This window comes from Lysinibacillus sp. BSL11 (genome assembly GCF_052928325.1).
Genome location: NZ_JAVGCX010000015.1, coordinates 21283 through 39211, shown reverse-complemented (window position 1 = coordinate 39211; position 17929 = coordinate 21283). Strand labels below are relative to the sequence as shown.

Genomic DNA, 17929 nt, shown 5'->3' with positions numbered 1-17929 from the left:
TATGTTAGCCATCATGAAAGCAGAACAATTAAAATGGAAGCGAACTTTTATTCCCAAACTACTTTGGCTTACGCCACTTATAACCTTACTTATAGGCGCTGTACTTATGGGAGGGGAGTATTTTCAAACAGGAGCTTATAACTGGTGGTATACGATGCTTCTGCCAGGTGCACTGACGATTTGCTGTGCCTTAGTGATCGAAAAAGATAAGAAGTTGAAATACCATAGTATACTTGCACTACCACTTGGCCTCAAAAAGGTTTGGTTGGGAAAAATACTTTCATCAGGTGTATGGCTTTTCATTATCACTAGTATGTTCTTTGGAGGAATTACAGTAGGGGGCTGGCTATTTGGTCATAGCTTACCAATAACAAGCAGCTTATTAAGTTCTCTAGTTATTTTCGTAACGTTTTTGTGGCAAATTCCCTTATGTCTTTTTCTGGCAGCTAAATTAGGAACCTATTTGGCTATTTTGCTCAATGTAGTTGCCAATATCGTAGGGATTGTAGTATTTGCTGATGGAGAGCTATGGTATTGCTATCCTTTTGCAATTGGTGCACGTCTATTATGCTCAACTCTCGGTATATTACCAAATGGTCTACCAGTACCTGAGGGTAGTTCTTTACTCAATAACGATGTTATATTTCCTGGATTATTGATAACGATCACTTGGTTTATCATAATCACTTCACTCACGACAAAGTGGTTTCAAAAAAGGGAGGCCAAATAGCAAATGGACATGTTACGATTATTGAGAGCGGAAAGTCTTAAAACAAGACGAACTCCATTACTACTTACACATCTACTTGTCCCCATTGCTATTTCTGGATTGTTTTTAGCTTACTATTCCTATTCACCATGGGATTTTCACGGAAAAGTAACTGCCTATTTTCAAGGCCTAGCGTGTGGACTACCTATGATTATAGGATTAGTATGTGCAATGGCATCCGATCAGGAGGCGAAGGCAGGTCATTATCAAAGCATGCTAGTCTCAACAAAAATAAAAATAAAGGCATACTTGAGTAAGCTTATATTATTATTGATGTATAGCTTTGGAGCCATCTTTATGTCTGTAGCTATTTTTAGTATGGGCTTTAGAGAATTATTACATGAAGTAGATTTTGACTATTTATTTTATAGTGTTGCTGCCTGTATTTTATTCAGCAGTCATATTATTTTTTATATTTTACATTTATTTGTAAGCTTCCAATTTGGAAAAGGTGCTTCGATTGGTTTAGGCATTGTGGAAGCCCTGCTGGTCGCTTTGTTGCTTACTGGTTTAGGTGATGCTATTTGGCCCTTTTTACCGTATGGATGGAGCGGTCACTTTGTTTCTTTATGGATTTTAACTTCGGCGGGCACAAATTTAATATGGCTCGAAGGAAGTATCCAAACTAGTATAATATGGTGCTTAGGTGGAAGCATACTAGCTTTTGCATTATCTTGCCTATGGTTTTGGAGATGGGAAGGTAGAGCAGCTGAATAGTAGGAATGGATGGTTGAGGATAAATTATGGCAAATATATTAGTAGTTGATGATGAAATTGATATTTTAATGCTGGTTAAAAATGCACTACATAAAGATAATCATTTAGTAAATATTGTGTTTAATTCGACAGAGGTAGAGAAGATGGATCTAGGCTTTTTTGATCTAATCTTACTTGATGTGATGATGCCTGCTATTGATGGCTATACGCTATGTAGGCAAATTCGCCATGCTGTAGATTGTCCGATTCTTTTTCTTACCGCTAAAACCTTAGAGGAAGATATTATGTTTGGTCTTGGCTTAGGTGCAGATGACTATTTAATCAAACCTTTTAGTATTGGGGAACTACGGGCAAGGGTAAATGCTCATATTCGACGTGAAAATAGAGAGAAACGGAATGTTCTTTATCATGGTAAAGTTCATTTTAATCTTTCTGGTAAAGAACTATTTGTTCAAAATGAGAGGATTCCGTTAACCAAAAGTGAGTATGAAATATGTGAATTTTTAGCACGTCATCGCGGGCAAGTTTTTTCTAAAGATCAAATATACGAAACGATTTTTGGGTTTGATGGCAAAAGTGACAGTACAGCGATAACAGAGCATATTAAAAATATTCGTTCAAAGCTGCATGCATTTGATATAGAAGTCATTGATACGGTTTGGGGGATTGGCTATAAGTGGAAACCGTAAAACCGAGGAAAGGAACACGTCTGCATACATTTTTTCTGAGATATTTATTTTTTCTTTGCATTGGCATCATTCTTTTAGTGGCACTATTAATAGGTCTATTTATGTTTGCCTTTTCAGCTAGTATTATTTTACCTGCAAATTATGCAGAGACACAAATCACGTTAGCAAAAGATCGAATTGCTACAAGCAGCTCGGTAACGGATGAGATGATCCCTGATCTTGTAGAATATGCAGTGGTTTCAAATCAGGGAGAGTTTATTTCAGGCAATTTAACAAAAGAAGAGGCTTCCTATGCATGGCAGTTAAAACAAAAGGGAGAGAAGCAAGGAAGTTCTCAATTTTATGCATTTATTGAGCGCGAACAAGAAATATGTATTTTACGCTATAGTTTAGTACCTGAGTATCGCTCTGCCATCATAAGAAATTATTTACCTAATCCGCAATTAACGGTTTTATTAGTTTTTATTATTGGAGTTGTTGTACAAGCAGCGGTACTTGCTGTTCATTTTGGCAGAAGACTAAAACAAAAAATGATGGGCTTACAAGAAGCTATTGAAAAAATACAACATCAAAATTTGGCATTTCATTTACAACCGTCTGGAATCCAAGAAATTGATGATATTGCTCTTTCCTTCGAACAAATGAAGGAAGCATTAAATACTTCTTTGACACAGCAATGGCGGGCAGAAAGATTGCGCAGAGAACAAATATCAGCACTGGCACATGACCTGAAAACACCATTGACGATTATTCGGGGAAATGCCGAACTTTTATTGGACACCGCCCAAGATGAAATGCAAAAAGAATTTAACCATTATATATTAAAAAATACGGTTGAAATTGAAAAATTCACAAAGCAATTAATGGATCTTTCGAATGTGGAGCAAGGTATTGTCACCTCAAAATCAAATGTCGCCATGCATTCTTTTATTCAACAGGTCGAACAACAAATGAAAGCTCTTGCTTTAGAAAAAAATCTTGAAGTTACTGTAGAAATGGTCAGGCTACCTACTTCCATTATGATAGAGGAAGAGCTTTTTTATCGGGCTCTATTAAATGTGATTGTCAATGCGGTTGAGCACACACCAAATAACGGGAAAGTCACTTTATCTATTGAAGGAAAGGTGAATGTTATTCATTTTACTGTGAAAGATAGTGGTACAGGTTTTTCAGCAAAAGATTTAAAAGAGGCTACCAAACAATTTTATCGTGGAGACCCAAGTAGAAATACAACAGATCATCATGGTATGGGTCTTTATATTGCAGAGTCAGTTATTAAAAAGCATGATGGGGTAATAACACTCGCTAATGATTCGATAACTGGTGGAGGAAAAGTGACAGTCACTATTCCTGTTATGAGGATGGAGTAACAGTTTATTTTTTCCAATTTACTTCGGGTAGAAATCAAAGTCATTGCTCTAATGAAGTCCTTCATGTTACCCTAGTAATAAATTTAGTCCTTTTTATTGGAAGTAAGGTTTTACAACTAACTATCCTTATAAAGGGCTTTTTTTATAGAAAAAAAGTTTTAAGGGTACTTAAATGGAGGAGTTTTTTTTATGGCAGAAAGAGGTAGACCAAAAGGCGCAAGTGGAGAAGAAAGTCGCGCATTATTACTTGAAATTGCAGCGAAAGAGTTTGCGCAGCATGGATATCATGAAACGAAGGTGAGTACTATAGTAAAAAGTGCATCATTAAGTCAGCCTACTTTTTACCTGTATTTTAAAAATAAAGAGTCCATTTTTGAAGAATTAGAGAATCTTTTTCGTTTACGAATGATGGATTTAGCCAAAAAAAGCCGCTTACAGCCTGCATTAGAGCAAGCAACAGTAAAATCACGTATTATCCATAATGTTAAGGAATTATTAGCGTTTTTTGCTAAAAACCCAAATTTAACAAGAATTGGATTATATTTATCGACAAAGGCTGATGAAATAAAGGCACAAATAGTCAAGCAAATTAAAGAGAATCTGGATTATGAAGTAGATGCTGGCTATTTTCGGAAAGATTTAGATACACATATAGTTGCAGAGAGCTTAATAGGTATTATTGAGCGATTAACATTTGTTCAATTACTGCCAAAGCAAAAAAAGCCAGAAGAGATAGCCACTGATATTGTGAATTTATTAATAGATGGTATGCTGGATAGGGGAAGTCATGACTAATAATCAACCACTTCATAATTTTAAAAAAAGAAAATACTGATTTTTTCTTTTTTTAAAGTTGAATATTACTTTTGAGTAATATAATATTAGAAATAGGTAGTGATTACCATTAGTATTTCAAATGGTTCACTCAATTAAAGAAGAAAAGAGGAGGTGAATGTAATGATGTATCCACCAATGCCATATGTAGGAGATAAAGGTGGCCGTATTACTGTTAAGTAATTATTACTTAAGGGTCTGGCTTATTTAGTCAGACCTGACCTTAATCTTTTAAAATTTTAAAAGGAAAGACTGCTTAATATGCTTGAACAGAGTATAAGTTAGAAAATGTAACTTTCTACTACAGAAAAGAAGGTATAGAGCAATTGATTGGTCAATTAGCAACTGCAGATGGATTAGTGAAATTTCAGGGGACAAGTAGATTCAGAAATACAAAGGTATCATTCATCTATGCGGGGTGTTTTTGGAAAGATTTAGTTACACATATGGGTTTCAGAGTGTTTTAGTGAATTGATTGAATGATTAGCATTCATTCAATTGTTGCCAAAGTAAAAAAGCCAAGAGATAGATAATTTAACTTTAGTAATAGAAGAGATATTTACTAGAGAAAATAGAGGAAATATAACTATATAAAAGAAAATGATTTTTCTTTTTTTAAGTTGAATATTACTTTTGAGTAATATAAATTGCTTATTGTTATTTTATATCAAGATGTAGAAAGAAGGATCTATGAGTACCAAAATAACATCTCTGTTAACGTTCATCCAGATTTTTAGGATTAAATCAAACCTTCTAAGCTACTGTAAAAATCGATGGGGCTTTAAATAGACTTAGTGAATGAGTGACACCATTAAGAAGGGAGATTGTACAGGGGATTGATGTTTAATGTGTAAAATTAAACCAAAATAGTCGCAATTTGCTTTTATAGCAATTTGAAATTTTTAAATAATATAATTATCGTATATGTTTGTTATTCGCATATGCATTAGAACATGATTGATGTAAGAGAGTGTTCCTATTCTTTTTCAATCAAATGGTAGAAGTAAAATGTATAGAAAGAGGAGAATGCTATGAGAAAATGGCAGCAGGCAGTATCGGTATTTGTCATCTATTTGTTAATGGCACAGATTGTAGTTGGTAGTTTCCCAGTGTATGCTGAAACGAATGATCATGAACAGCCCATACTAACTGTCACACTCACAACAGATGGAGAGCCTTATATAGATGGTGACATTGCTTCAAGTCCTGTTACTATTCAAGCGACAACAACTACAGTCGATAGTGCTAGTCTACAGGTAGAGACTTCTAACGACAAAGGAAATACATGGACAGTATTCAATACTTTAACGCCACTTGTTTTAACAGATGCAGGGGACTATCATATTTGGTTTAGAATCATTGGGCAATCCTCCATTAGTAAGCATGTAATTCGCATCGCAGAACAAAAGTCATCGTTATTGTCAGCAGGTAACTCTATTATTTATGTGGACGCAACTGCTACTGTTGGGAATAATGATGGTACAAGTTGGGACAATGCATTTCAAGATTTACAATCCGCTTTACATAGCGCACAAAGTGGACAGCAAATTTGGATTGCCCAAGGAACATACACACCAACTAGAAAAATGGATGTAAATGATTCACGCAGTGTAGCATTCCGAATGAGAAATGGTGTGGAAATTTATGGCGGTTTTAAAGGTGATGAAGAAACATTAGCGCAGCGAGATTTTAACACATACAAAACTATACTAAGTGGAGCACTTCCTAGTGGAGAAAATGCCTATCATGTATTTTATCATCGATATGACCCTGATGTAAGTGTATTAAATGAAACAGCCATTCTCGATGGTGTCACCATTACGGGAGGTCTTGCTAATAAGGGGACGCATATGTATGGTGGTGGGATGTACAATAGCGATGGCAATAACCCACTCTTAAGAAATGTCCTATTTACCGGGAATAAGGCACAGGGAGATGGTGGAGGCTATGGAGGGGCTATGTATAATACTAGAGGGAGTAACCCGATTTTAACAAATGTTCTATTTAGCGGAAATGAAGCGTACCTAGGTGGCGCTATCTACAATGCTAGTAGTAGTCCAAGATTAAGTGGTGTCAAATTTGATGGAAATAAAGCGACTGGCTATGGAGGCGCTATCTATAATGGTGGTAGCAGTAGTCCGACTTTAACAAATATAACATTTACTAGCAATGAAGCAGTATACGGAGGTGGTATATATAACGGTAACGTGAGTAATCCTATCTTAACGGAAGTTGAATTTAATAGAAATAAGGCAACTCAACATGGTGGTGGCATGTACAATTATGCCAGTAATCCAACTTTAACAAACGTAACCTTTAATGAAAATGAAGCTACTTTTTATGGAGGTGCTCTATACAATGATGCTAGCAGTCCCAACTTAATGGAGGTAACATTTAGTGGGAATAAGGCGGAGTATGGAGGAGGGATGTTTAATACTGGTAGCAATAGTAGTCCACTATTGAAAAATGTGCTATTCAATAAAAATCAGGCAAGTCAGTTAGGTGGAGGGATGTTTAATACGAACTATAGTATCCCAAGCTTAACCGATGTGACGTTTGATCAAAACAATGCAATCAATGGGGGCGGCATGCACAATACCAATAGTAGCCCGATGATGACAACTGTTACATTTCGTGAAAATAAGGCAGGTTATGGTGGAGGGGCTATGTCTAATGATGGTGTCAGTAATCCAATTTTAACGAATATGATATTCATTGGAAATGAAGCGTATATTGGGGGCGGTATGTTCAATGATGGCAGTAGCAGCCCCAACTTAAGAAATACGTTATTTACTGACAACAAGGCAGATTTTGATGGTGCTACTATAAGTACTGACTCTCCAACTAGTAATATCATCTTAACGAATGTGACCATCAGTGGCGATGTTCCGAAATATGGAGTGGGTGCTATTTCTGGAGGTGGCTCAGCTAGTAAAATTCAAAATAGTATTATTATCGGAAATAACAAGAAAATTGCCTTTTATAATTATAAAGGTAAAGTTGAAAATAGTTTGCTCGATGTGGAAGTAGGAAAGAACATAAGAGGGAAACTATTTGATACGACTGGGACGGCTGTTGATACGCCCACTTATCTGCCAACAGATGTGTTTATGGATTCAAGCAAGAAAGATTATCGCTTAAAAGCAGATTCTCCAGCATTAGATCAAGGGAATGCTAGTTATCCTGAACTAGCAGATATAACGACAGACCTTGCTGGGAAAAAACGTGTGCAAGGATCGGCGATTGATTTAGGGGCGTATGAAGTGCCAAATAATTATTATAACATTATCTACGATGCAAATGGAGCAACGGGAGGCAGTGTGCCACAAGATGATGGGAAATATGAAGAAAATGCCCTTGTGACAGTGAAGGTTAATAGCGATAATCTTGTGAAAACAGGCTATACCTTTAAAGGCTGGAATACACAGGCAGATGGTAAAGGCACAGCATATGCAGTGGATGATACCTTCCCAATGGGTACAGAAAATATTATATTGTATGCGGAGTGGGTAGCTAACCAAACATATACAGTCAAATATGATGCAAATGGCGCAACAAGTGGTATAGTGCCACAGAATAGTCCATTATATGAGGAAAATGAAAAAGTAATGGTACAAGGAAATAGTGGAAATCTAGTAAGAACTGGCTACACATTCAAAGGCTGGAATACACAAGCAGATGGTAAGGGAATATCCTATGCCGAAAATGCAACCTTTCAAATGGGAAAAGCCGATGTCATCTTGTATGCCCAGTGGACAGCGAACCCAACTTATACAGTCATATATAATGCAAATGGTGCAACAAGTGGGACAGTGCCAAAGGATAGTACATTATATGAAGAAAATGAAAAAGTAATGGTACAAGGAAATAGTGGCAATCTAGTAAGAACAGGCTATACTTTTGCGGGCTGGAATACAGTACAGGATGGTAAGGGAATAGCCTATATAGCAAATACGCCTTTAATAATAGGTGAGGCAGATATAATTTTGTATGCTCAATGGATAGCGAATTCTTCAACACCTGATGGAGGTAGTGCCAATGGTCCTTCAATGCCGGATGGAGGTAGTGCTTCTCATCCATCAACGTCTATTCAAATATCCTTCGAGACAAATGGTGGCCTATCTTTAGAGGACATGGAGATTACCTATAATACAAGAGTCAGCGATTTACCTGTACCAACAAAGGAAGGTTTTCGTTTTGACGGTTGGTATATAGATAAAGCGCTAACGATACAATGGGCTGAAGATACGCTTATGAGGGAGAATTTAACGCTCTATGCAAAATGGATAAAATTGACAGTTGAAGAACAGAAAGAACCACAGCAAAAGCCTTCCGTGATGACTTTCCAAGATATCGAAAACCATTGGGCACAGGATATGATTGAGGCATTAGCAACGCAGGGCATTATTAAAGGATATGAAGATGGTACTTTCCGACCGAATGAATCAATTAGCCGCCAGCATGTTGCCTCATTATTCACACGTGCTTTTGAATTCGAGGTGATCCGCCCAACAGCAGCCTTTTCGGATGTAGCACCAAATCATATGTACTATGATGCGATTATGACCTTACAGCAGGCAGGCATTATTGATGGAGCGGATGGAGCATTTCGTCCAACAGACAATATCACACGGGCACAATTAGCTAAAATTTTAGCAAATACACTACAGCTGAAATCAGAAGGTAAGAGTTCTTTTAAGGATGTAGATAGCAATCATTGGAGTGTTGGCTATATTGCGGCATTAGAGCGAGCAGAGATTACATTAGGGGTTAATGGCAAGTTCCACCCTGAAGCTTCTGTGACAAGAGCACAATTGGCGGTCTTTTTATACCGTGCAATGCAGCAATAAAAATGATTTTTTAGGCGTGAGGCTATCTAACAACTTCACGCCATTATACTATGATAGAGTAATATTTTTGTTAAATATTACTTTTCGATAATATAAAGTAGTGAATAGATAGTGAGGATATTTCTGATGAATCACTAAATAAAGAAGAAGGAGGGATTAGATGCAACAACCATTAAAAAAGGGGAAGCTATTGTTAGTCACTAGTGTTGTTATTATTTTATGTAGTTTAGGATTTTTACCAAATGCAGCAAAGGCAGCAGAAATTACAGTTAATGGAGAGGTTATATCCTATATCCAGTACCTAGAAGGAGATTCTGCAGGGATTCTTCATATATATAGTGGAGATTATTTAACAAAAAATTTTACCGATAGAGATAGTTTACCGACAGATGCGAAATGGATAACATTTTTTCCAATTACTTTGCCATTAGATAATGGTATAGAATACATGTTTAGTCGTGATGGAAAATCTGTAGAAAAGCAGTATGTTCACAATTGGACTGATATTCCTTCTGATGTTAAGTGGATAACAGTAAGTAATTTTGATGGTGATATTGGGAATGGTAAAAACCCAATAACGAATCAAAAATACCGCTATAGTGTAGATGGTGTAAATGTTGTGGAAAGTGCTACCGTTCCTGCTAATGCTTTATGGGCTAATTTAAGCTACTATGAAACCATTTCTAATGGAACACATAAACGTTTAAGGTATGAAAAAGTGAATTACACATTAAAATTAAATCCAACTCCGCCAGTGATCAATTTAACAAAATCCCCTACAGGATGGACAAATGGTGATGTTACAGTTACTGCAAATATTAGTAGTGAAAGTGATTTGAAGATTCAAAAGTGGGATTATGGCATTCAAAATGAATCATATTTTAATACAGCTGGAAACTCATTAGTAGGTTCTTCTGTTAGTGTAGATCAAAATCGAACGATTACTTGGTATGCAAGGGATATTTTATTAAATTCAACTGTTCAAACGATTACTATTGATAATATCGATAAAGATGCACCAATCATTACAAGTGGCAATATGACCATAATTACCAATCAGAAATTAGAAGTTCCAATTACCATTACTGATAGTAAAAGTGGAGTGAAAACGAAGAAATGGGCATTTGGAAATCAGAATGAATCTTATTTTTTGACTGGAGGAAATACGTTCACTGAGAATAAAATTGTTGTGGATAATTTTGGGACATATACATTGTTTGCGGAAGATCATGCAGGAAATAAGTCAATCTCCACCGTGCATTTATATTCAGCGGATTTAGAGGGTTTACATTTAAATGAAGGAACGCTTTCCCCACAATTTTCTAAAGAAATACTTTCTTATGATGTCAATGTAATGAACACGGTTTCAACCATTACAGTCATACCAAATGCTATAGATTCAACTGCAACAGTTAAGGTTAATGGGAATCTAGTCAGTAGTGGTGCAACATCAGCTACAATTCCCCTTAATGTTGGAAGTAATACAATATTAATAGAAGTAACAGCTTTAAATAGCACAAAAAAGACATACCAAGTGAAAGTAACGAGGGCGCTATCAAGTAATGCTAATCTAATTAGTCTTACTTTAAGCTCAGGAATACTATCTCCTGAAATTAGCTCAGGAGATAGCAATTATACAGCAAGCGTAGAGAATGCCATTACTAGTTTAACAATAACACCAACAACAGCAGATGCTACAGCTAAAATAAAGGTGAACGGGCATGCCGTTAACAGTGGTACAGCATCAAATTCGATACCACTGAATGTAGGAGTGAATACAGTAACAATAGAAGTAACAGCAGAAGATGATACAACGCAGAGGACCTATACAATAACGATAACGAGATTCCCATCGAGTAATGCTAACCTGAGTGATCTCACTCTAAGCACGGGGTCATACCTTCCTGTATTTAATGGGGGAGATTTCACCTATACAGCAAGCGTAGAGAATGCTATTACTAGTTTAACAGTAACACCAACAGCAGCAGATGCTACAGCTAAAATAAAGGTGAACGGGCATGCCGTGAGCAGTGGCACAGCATCAAATCCGATTCCGCTGAATGTAGGACAGAATACGGTAACAATAGAAGTAACAGCAGAAGATAAAACAACGCAGACCTATACAGTAACGGTAACGAGATTCCCATCGAGTAACGCAAATTTAAAAAGTCTAACGTTGAATTATGGAATTTTGAAGCCATCATTTGATTCTCAAAGAGAAAAATATTCAGTTAATGTTGATGTAAATGTGAATAGTATAGATTTAACACCAATACTCGATGACAATGATGCAACGCTGATGATTAATGGATTACCAAGCAGCAGTGGAAAGAAAATGACAGTGTCACTAAACTTCGGGGCAAATACTATTATACTAGAAATAACAGCACCAGACGGGGTTACGAAAAAGAAATACAAAGTTGAAATATATCGTGAGCAGCTACCAGCACCCGTAGATTCACTACAAATTCCAGGAAACTCAGCGCCTGTAGAGCCAGCAGCACCAGCACCAATAGAGCTTCCTCAGCTGGTACCTACTGATCCTAAGCAACCGCAAGAGCCCATTACAGATATTATCTTTTCAGACGTGCCCGTGCATCATTGGGCTTACACAATGATTGGTGATTTTGCTAAACGTGGATATATTACAGGGTATGCGGATGGTACTTTTAAACCAAATGATCCGATTTCTCGTCAGCATGTTGCGTTAATATTTTCCCGTATTTTTAAACTAAATCCAATACAGGAAGCACAAACATTTAAGGATATTCCACTAAATCATCGGTATTATGAAACCATCAAGTTGGTGCAACAAGCTGGTCTGTATCAAGGTATTAACGGATACTTTAAGCCAAATGAAAATATGACACGTGCTCAAATAGCGAAAGTATTAGCTATAGCATTAAACTTATCACCAACGAGCACACATACATTTAAAGATATTCCATCAACACATTGGGCACATGACTATATTATCGCTCTGGCGGCAAATGATATTGCGTTAGGGGATAGCGGTTACTTTAAACCAGAATCTTCAGTAACACGTGCCCAATTTGTAGCATTTTTATACAGAGCCTTACAACAATAATCAAATCTCCATCATGGTTCATATTTGTATAATTTTGTTAATCAACATGTGTGATTCTGGGATAAAGGGGATGTTATGAGAAGAACATGGCAACAAGTGGTTTCGTTATTTGTCATCTTGTTGTTACTTATACAACCTGTGTTTGGTAATGTGACCGTATTTGCAAATATAAGTGAGACACTTCATTTTACAATTACAACAGAATCCATCATCAGGTGACAATACCACATCCCCAAACGATAATAACTACTCTTCATTATCAACTGTAAAAATCATTTTTCATACAAATGGTGGTACAATACTTCCGCCACTAGAGATTGCTTATAATACAAGAATAAGTGATTTACCTTTACCTACCAAAGATGGATTCGCTTTGGAGGCTGGTAATGAGGATGCAGCATGTAAAATTAAGTGGGATGAAGATACAGTTATTCGAGTTTGCCAGTGTACGACCGCAAGCACTGATAAGGTTCGATGATATGGATAACCATTGGGCAAAAGAGATAGTTGAGGAACTAGCGACACTAGAGATTATCCAAGGTTATGAAGATGGCACTTTCCGTCCGAATGAACCAATTAGTCGAATGCATGTAGCAGTATTATTTGCACGCGCTTCGAGTTGAATCAATTGCTCAGCAAAAGTCTTTTCTGATATAGCACCAAATCATATCTACCATGAAGAGATCAACACGCTACAGCAAGGGGGAATTATTGATGGGATGGGTGACACATTCCGACCATTAGAAGCTATTACACGTGCACAAGTAGCAAAAATTTTAGCAAAAACATTACAACTAACTTCTAAGGGTACAAGTCCATTTAGTGATGTTTCTAGTAATCATTGGAGCCGGGTTATATTGCAGCACTAGAACAGGCTGGGATTGCATTGGGGAGTAATAGTGAATTTTATCCCGAAACGCCAGTAACACGTGCCGAGCAAGCGACCTTATTATACAGGGCACTCCAATTTTAACTATCTTTTGTGTAATCTAACAGCTTCACATCGTTATGAACACAGTAAAGTCGAATATTACTTTAAGTAATATAGATTAGCGGTGAATAGATATTTTTATAATAATATTTGAAAGCTCATTAATTTAAAGAAGAAAAGTAATGGATATTAAGTATAGCAACAAAGGGTAAAAATATTTTCTTTTTGTAAATAGTCCAATAGATAGAAGAAATTATAAGTTAAATTAGTCTATTATTAGAAGTAAGAAAAAACTGATTTTTCTATTTTTCTAGTTGTATATTACTTTAAAGTAATATAGAATCAAAAATAAGTAGTGATTATCATTAGCTTATCTGATGGTTGTTCACTCAATAGAGAAAAGAAAGTGAGGTGAAAAGTAATGATGTTTCCTCCAATGAGTTTCCCAAAAGGCGATACAAAGCCATTCGGTAAATAATTATTACCTCAAGGTCTGACTTTTTAGTCAGACCTCATCTTTTGAAATTTAAACTGGGAAGGCTGTTTACCATGCTTGAACCAATATATGAATTAGAAAATGTAACTTTCTACTATAAAAAAGGTAAATTTAAAGCAAATAATGGCATTTCATTGACTATATATAAAGGTGAAATAATTGGGTTATTAGGCCCGAATGGTGCAGGAAAAACGACATTGATAAAGCAAATGATAGGACAGCTAGCACCAACAGAGGGATCCGTGAAATTTCATCAACAAGAAGTATCTAAGAATCCGAAGTATGTATTGAAACAGACTGCTTATTATTCACAGGAGACTTTTGCTTTATCATTTTTAAAAACATGGGAAGCCATTTATTTTACGGGTAGATTAAAGGGACTTTCCAAAAAAGAGTCGAAGCAACAGACAGATAATATTTTGCTGAGGTTAGACATGGAAGCTTATCGAGATAAGCTATTGTCAAAGCTTTCAGGTGGTCAAAGAAGACTCATTAGTTTAGGAGCAACTTTGATTGGTCAGGCATCCGTTATGATATTGGATGAGCCTACAAATGAGCTGGATCCATTAAAACGGAAATTAGTATGGGACATCATTCGTGAGCTTAACCAAAAGGGTACAACGATTATTTTAGTCACTCACAATATTCTGGAAGCTGAAAAAGTTGTTCATCGTGTAGCTGTTATAGATAACGGAAAGCTTTTAGCCATTGACCATGTCGAAAAGCTGAAGAGAAAAGTAGACCAAAGAATGCGTTTAGAAATTTATGCACAGGAGGCCTCTATTCACAATATCAAAGACAGACTGAAAGATTTTGGACAAGCAGAATTAGTAGAGGATACAAAACTCACGATGTTAATCGAGAAAAATATGGTTCGTACTATTGTTGAAATAATACAGGATGAGACATTGAACATTAACCAATACTCTCTGTTTCCACCAAGTCTAGAAGATGTCTATTCACTACTTCAAGAACAGCAAAGGAGTGAATAGTTAATGAATGCCTTTAGTCAATTCTTTGTTGAATTACTTATTTTATTTCGTATACAAATAGCCATCGTAAGGCATCAATTATTATGGATTATTGCAATGTCTACCATTTTTCCAATAGTTACTTTAGTGTTTCTCGAATTTTTACTGGGTGAATCTAGCTCTGAACAATTGGCACGATTAATTATCGGTAATATGATTTTTAGTATTCTATTAATGGGGATGAATATTCTAGGGCAGGATATCTCGTATCAAAAATTTGGAGGCTATTTTACATATTACTCATCCCTTCCCATTCGAAAGGTTAATTTTATTTTATCTTTGTTGTTTTATGGTATTTTAACTTCCTTACCTTCGTTTATTATTGTATTTACGTTTGGTCAGCAAATTTATGGGGTCAATCTTCATTTTGAGTGGCTTCTACTACCAGTCGCTTTATTGGCGATTTTTAGTGTAGTAGGCATTGGTGTATTAATGGGGTTTTTATCTCCAAATCCTCAATTTACAAATATTGTAGCGCAATTTTTGTTGATGTTTGTTACTTTCTTAACACCTGTTATGATTGAACTGAAAGACCTTCCCATCGTTCTGCAGTGGATTTCCTACGTGTTACCAACAACATATGTAGCGAATGTATTACACGGTATGCTAACTGTTGGATGGACCAATTCTACATTCATAGATGTTCTAATCTTACTCATTTTTTCCTGTTTTTCTTATCTATTAATCAGTAAAAAAATACATTGGCGTGTTCAATAAATTATTTGAATAGGGAGTTAAATTTAAAATGAAAACTTTTGAAACTAAGTTAGAGCAGTACGCGGAATTGGTCATAAAAGTAGGGATTAATATTCAACAAGGACAGACTTTAGTGATTTCTGCCTCAATGGCTGCTGCCGATTTTGTTCGAAGGGTTTGCCGACATGCCTATCTCAATGGTGCACATTATGTGTATATAAAGTGGATTGATGAAGAGCTTGCTCGTATTGAATATGAATATATGACAGAGCAAGGCTTAACCTATACACCAGATTGGCTTGTGAAGGGGTATGAAGAAATGGCGAGTAGTGGTGCCGCTTTTCTTTATATTATTTCACCCCACCTGCAAAATATGGAGGAAATAGACCCTGTTAAGGTAGAAAAAGCAGAGTATGCTTCTGCACTTGCTTTTCGTTCTTTTACCGAAAAATTGATTAAAATGCAAGTTAGTTGGACTGTTATTGTTTATCCGACGGAGCAATGGGCAGCATCTATTTTCCCTGACTTAGAGCCCAAAAATGCTCTTGAGGAATTATGGGAAAAGTTTTTTGAAATACTTAAATTAAATGAAGAGAGCCCACTACAAGCCTGGGAAGAGCATATTGATATATTAAATAAAAGGGCCGCATTATTGAATGTAAAGTATTTCCGTTATTTACATTTCATTAGCGAAGAGACAAATTTAAAAATAGAGCTACCACAAAATCATCGTTGGGTTAATGGCTTAGAAATGAATGACAAGGGAAGCTCATTTATTTGTAATATGCCGACTGAAGAAATTTATACGACACCACTCAAAAAAGGAGTAAATGGAATAGTCAAAAATACAAAGCCATTAGTTTATGAAGGGCAGATCATTGATCAATTTACACTTACATTTAAAGATGGTGAAATTATTGATTTCTTTGCAGAAAAAGGGATGGATGCATTACAAAATATTCTTCAAAAAGACGAGGGTGCTAGATATATAGGTGAGGTTGCATTGGTTCCTCATGATTCTGCAATCTCTGCGAGCAATCTACTATTTTATCATAATTTATTTGATGAGAATGCATCCAGTCATTTAGCCATTGGGCAAGCCTATACTTCAGGCTTGAAAGAAGATGGTGCAAACCTAGAAAACATAAATAATAGTATGATCCATATTGATTTTATGATAGGCTCACAAAACTTACAGGTGAATGGAATACGAGAGGACGGTACTGCCGAAGCGATTTTAGTGAATGGTGAGTGGGTAATTAAATAAGGGGGAAGATGAATGGAAATAGTGCAGTGTAAGACTGATAAGGATTATGAAAAATTCGCTGTTTTCTTTTTGCAAAATAGAAATATATTTGACGATATGTATCCGATTTTAGATACACTTGGTAGTTTATATGTCATGATAGAGGAAACAAATCTGCTCCTCTTTCAAAATACACAGCAGGAAGTATTTGCTGCAGCAAGCTATACATTGGGTGTAAGAGAAGATCAATTTAAAAATAAACATATCGTTTTTATTGATTGCGCACTACTAAAGAAAGAATATCAAAATAGTCGATCCTTTGTTAAGGGTTTTCTACAAATGCTAAAACATATATTAGAAGAACACCCAGAAGTGAAAGAAGTCCAATTTTATGCTTATCGCCATCATGGCTATATTCACCGTCTTTATAAAAAGTTTGCCACTATTATAGATGAAAAAGAAGGATATTTTGGAATGCAAGATGTCTTCTCTGTGGAATTTCACAAATTGACTACTTTTTTAGAGGAATTTAATAAAAAACAAACCATTTAAATGGAATGGATAAAGGGCTATTTCGGGCAATGTTTCTATAAAAAATGCTACAATAAAAGAAAAAAAGAGGCGATGTACGTGAATAACGTCATTGATTTTATTGCAAAAAAAAAGGAACGTGAAGACCGAAAGCGTGCTCAGGATTTAGAACGTTATGTAGCTACACAATGTAATTTTCAACACCCTGAAAATATTGATGCTCTTGTAGAGGACAAATTGATTGAGGTTAAAGATCATACGTTATTTCTTGGCTTTCTATCCATTTTAAAGGATGAGCAAATAGAACCGTTAGATATTTTTCAAGATGTCTTTTCATTAGAGCCCCCTCGTTTTGAAATGTCCTACAATATGAGATGGTGGTCAGTTGTGCAATTGGCATTTACATTTTTAACAATTCTCAAGGAAAATGAGCCGCATACCTATGCTGATTTTTTAGGTCTCTCCAAATAACCTAAGTATGTGTACGTCTGTAAAGCAAATGTACACATACTTAGGTTTTTCCGTATCTACCCTCGCTAGCTTTACAAGCCTACTATATTTATTCATTAAATTCATAGATTTTTATAATTCCTCAATAATTTTTACTAAATATTCTTAACAACTCCATACTTGCTTAATGTTTGTTTTGTAACATAACGTTTGTAAGCAAATAAAAATAAA

General features: G+C 35.8%; 17 protein-coding genes and 1 pseudogene. All 18 read left to right on the top strand.

Annotated features, from left to right (window positions below):
• Position 1: 1 nt before the first annotated feature.
• The 18 genes and pseudogenes from RCJ95_RS17770 to RCJ95_RS17685 all read left to right on the top strand — a co-directional run bounded on the left by RCJ95_RS17770 (position 2) and on the right by RCJ95_RS17685 (position 17719).
• A complete protein-coding gene (locus RCJ95_RS17770) occupies positions 2–730 on the top strand; it encodes a lantibiotic immunity ABC transporter MutE/EpiE family permease subunit (RefSeq protein ID WP_221682720.1) in 729 nt (242 codons plus the stop codon).
• A 3-nt stretch (positions 731–733) separates the two neighbouring features.
• Positions 734–1486 carry a lantibiotic immunity ABC transporter MutG family permease subunit gene (locus tag RCJ95_RS17765; protein ID WP_257521326.1) on the top strand — a complete coding sequence of 251 codons (753 nt, stop codon included), beginning with the start codon at positions 734–736 and terminating at the stop codon, positions 1484–1486.
• Positions 1487–1512: 26 nt separating this feature from the next.
• Positions 1513–2175 carry a response regulator transcription factor gene (locus RCJ95_RS17760; RefSeq protein WP_221682718.1) on the top strand — a complete coding sequence of 221 codons (663 nt, stop codon included), beginning with the start codon at positions 1513–1515 and terminating at the stop codon, positions 2173–2175.
• A complete protein-coding gene (locus RCJ95_RS17755; protein WP_221682717.1) occupies positions 2163–3545 on the top strand; it encodes a sensor histidine kinase in 1383 nt (460 codons plus the stop codon). The genes RCJ95_RS17760 and RCJ95_RS17755 overlap by 13 nt, the downstream gene beginning before the upstream one ends.
• 189 nt (positions 3546–3734) lie before the next feature.
• On the top strand, positions 3735–4340 hold the full coding sequence (locus RCJ95_RS17750) for a TetR/AcrR family transcriptional regulator (RefSeq protein ID WP_004224884.1): 606 nt from the start codon (positions 3735–3737) through the stop codon (positions 4338–4340).
• Between the two features lie 1070 nt (positions 4341–5410).
• Positions 5411–9229, top strand: coding sequence for an InlB B-repeat-containing protein (locus RCJ95_RS17745; protein WP_369354469.1), 3819 nt, complete (start codon positions 5411–5413; stop codon positions 9227–9229).
• A gap of 160 nt (positions 9230–9389) precedes the next feature.
• Positions 9390–12317 (top strand): cadherin-like beta sandwich domain-containing protein, encoded by a 2928-nt coding sequence (locus RCJ95_RS17740; protein WP_369354468.1) that lies wholly within the window; start codon positions 9390–9392, stop codon positions 12315–12317.
• A gap of 75 nt (positions 12318–12392) precedes the next feature.
• Positions 12393–12536 carry a hypothetical protein gene (locus RCJ95_RS17735; protein ID WP_221682770.1) on the top strand — a complete coding sequence of 48 codons (144 nt, stop codon included), beginning with the start codon at positions 12393–12395 and terminating at the stop codon, positions 12534–12536.
• Positions 12490–12795 (top strand): InlB B-repeat-containing protein, encoded by a 306-nt coding sequence (locus tag RCJ95_RS17730; RefSeq protein WP_312128628.1) that lies wholly within the window; start codon positions 12490–12492, stop codon positions 12793–12795. The genes RCJ95_RS17735 and RCJ95_RS17730 overlap by 47 nt, the downstream gene beginning before the upstream one ends.
• Positions 12704–12940, top strand: a complete 237-nt coding sequence (locus RCJ95_RS17725) for an S-layer homology domain-containing protein (RefSeq protein WP_255601692.1) — start codon at positions 12704–12706, stop codon at positions 12938–12940. Before RCJ95_RS17730 ends, RCJ95_RS17725 begins: the two co-directional genes overlap by 92 nt.
• Positions 12941–13027: pseudogene (locus tag RCJ95_RS17720) on the top strand (hypothetical protein); the annotation flags it as partial.
• Positions 13028–13036: 9 nt separating this feature from the next.
• Positions 13037–13186, top strand: coding sequence for an S-layer homology domain-containing protein (locus RCJ95_RS17715; protein ID WP_257521330.1), 150 nt, complete (start codon positions 13037–13039; stop codon positions 13184–13186).
• The gene (locus tag RCJ95_RS17710; RefSeq protein WP_312128627.1) at positions 13159–13290 is read left to right on the top strand and encodes an S-layer homology domain-containing protein; all 132 of its coding nucleotides are present in this window, start codon (positions 13159–13161) and stop codon (positions 13288–13290) included. Before RCJ95_RS17715 ends, RCJ95_RS17710 begins: the two co-directional genes overlap by 28 nt.
• Before the next feature lie 507 nt (positions 13291–13797).
• Entirely contained in the window at positions 13798–14736 is a 939-nt protein-coding gene (locus RCJ95_RS17705) for an ABC transporter ATP-binding protein (protein WP_221682715.1), read from the top strand.
• 3 nt (positions 14737–14739) lie between these two features.
• Complete coding sequence (locus RCJ95_RS17700) at positions 14740–15492, top strand: ABC transporter permease (protein WP_257521331.1); 753 nt, start codon at positions 14740–14742, stop codon at positions 15490–15492.
• Between the two features lie 28 nt (positions 15493–15520).
• Positions 15521–16738 (top strand): aminopeptidase, encoded by a 1218-nt coding sequence (locus RCJ95_RS17695; protein WP_257521332.1) that lies wholly within the window; start codon positions 15521–15523, stop codon positions 16736–16738.
• A 12-nt stretch (positions 16739–16750) separates the two neighbouring features.
• The gene (locus tag RCJ95_RS17690; protein ID WP_004225870.1) at positions 16751–17269 is read left to right on the top strand and encodes a hypothetical protein; all 519 of its coding nucleotides are present in this window, start codon (positions 16751–16753) and stop codon (positions 17267–17269) included.
• A gap of 72 nt (positions 17270–17341) precedes the next feature.
• Entirely contained in the window at positions 17342–17719 is a 378-nt protein-coding gene (locus RCJ95_RS17685; RefSeq protein ID WP_255601691.1) for an ELKS/Rab6-interacting/CAST family protein, read from the top strand.
• Positions 17720–17929: the final 210 nt, after the last annotated feature.

What these genes read in the sequence shown, in the direction of transcription:
- RCJ95_RS17770 (WP_221682720.1), top strand. Translation starts at nt 2, where the DNA reads ATGTTAGCCATCATGAAAGCAGAACAATTAAAATGGAAGCGAACTTTT.
- RCJ95_RS17765 (WP_257521326.1), top strand. Translation starts at nt 734, where the DNA reads ATGGACATGTTACGATTATTGAGAGCGGAAAGTCTTAAAACAAGACGA.
- RCJ95_RS17760 (WP_221682718.1), top strand. Translation starts at nt 1,513, where the DNA reads ATGGCAAATATATTAGTAGTTGATGATGAAATTGATATTTTAATGCTG.
- RCJ95_RS17750 (WP_004224884.1), top strand. Translation starts at nt 3,735, where the DNA reads ATGGCAGAAAGAGGTAGACCAAAAGGCGCAAGTGGAGAAGAAAGTCGC.
- RCJ95_RS17745 (WP_369354469.1), top strand. Translation starts at nt 5,411, where the DNA reads ATGAGAAAATGGCAGCAGGCAGTATCGGTATTTGTCATCTATTTGTTA.
- RCJ95_RS17740 (WP_369354468.1), top strand. Translation starts at nt 9,390, where the DNA reads ATGCAACAACCATTAAAAAAGGGGAAGCTATTGTTAGTCACTAGTGTT.
- RCJ95_RS17735 (WP_221682770.1), top strand. Translation starts at nt 12,393, where the DNA reads ATGAGAAGAACATGGCAACAAGTGGTTTCGTTATTTGTCATCTTGTTG.
- RCJ95_RS17725 (WP_255601692.1), top strand. Translation starts at nt 12,704, where the DNA reads ATGAGGATGCAGCATGTAAAATTAAGTGGGATGAAGATACAGTTATTC.
- RCJ95_RS17715 (WP_257521330.1), top strand. Translation starts at nt 13,037, where the DNA reads ATGGGTGACACATTCCGACCATTAGAAGCTATTACACGTGCACAAGTA.
- RCJ95_RS17705 (WP_221682715.1), top strand. Translation starts at nt 13,798, where the DNA reads ATGCTTGAACCAATATATGAATTAGAAAATGTAACTTTCTACTATAAA.
- RCJ95_RS17700 (WP_257521331.1), top strand. Translation starts at nt 14,740, where the DNA reads ATGAATGCCTTTAGTCAATTCTTTGTTGAATTACTTATTTTATTTCGT.
- RCJ95_RS17695 (WP_257521332.1), top strand. Translation starts at nt 15,521, where the DNA reads ATGAAAACTTTTGAAACTAAGTTAGAGCAGTACGCGGAATTGGTCATA.
- RCJ95_RS17690 (WP_004225870.1), top strand. Translation starts at nt 16,751, where the DNA reads ATGGAAATAGTGCAGTGTAAGACTGATAAGGATTATGAAAAATTCGCT.
- RCJ95_RS17685 (WP_255601691.1), top strand. Translation starts at nt 17,342, where the DNA reads ATGTACGTGAATAACGTCATTGATTTTATTGCAAAAAAAAAGGAACGT.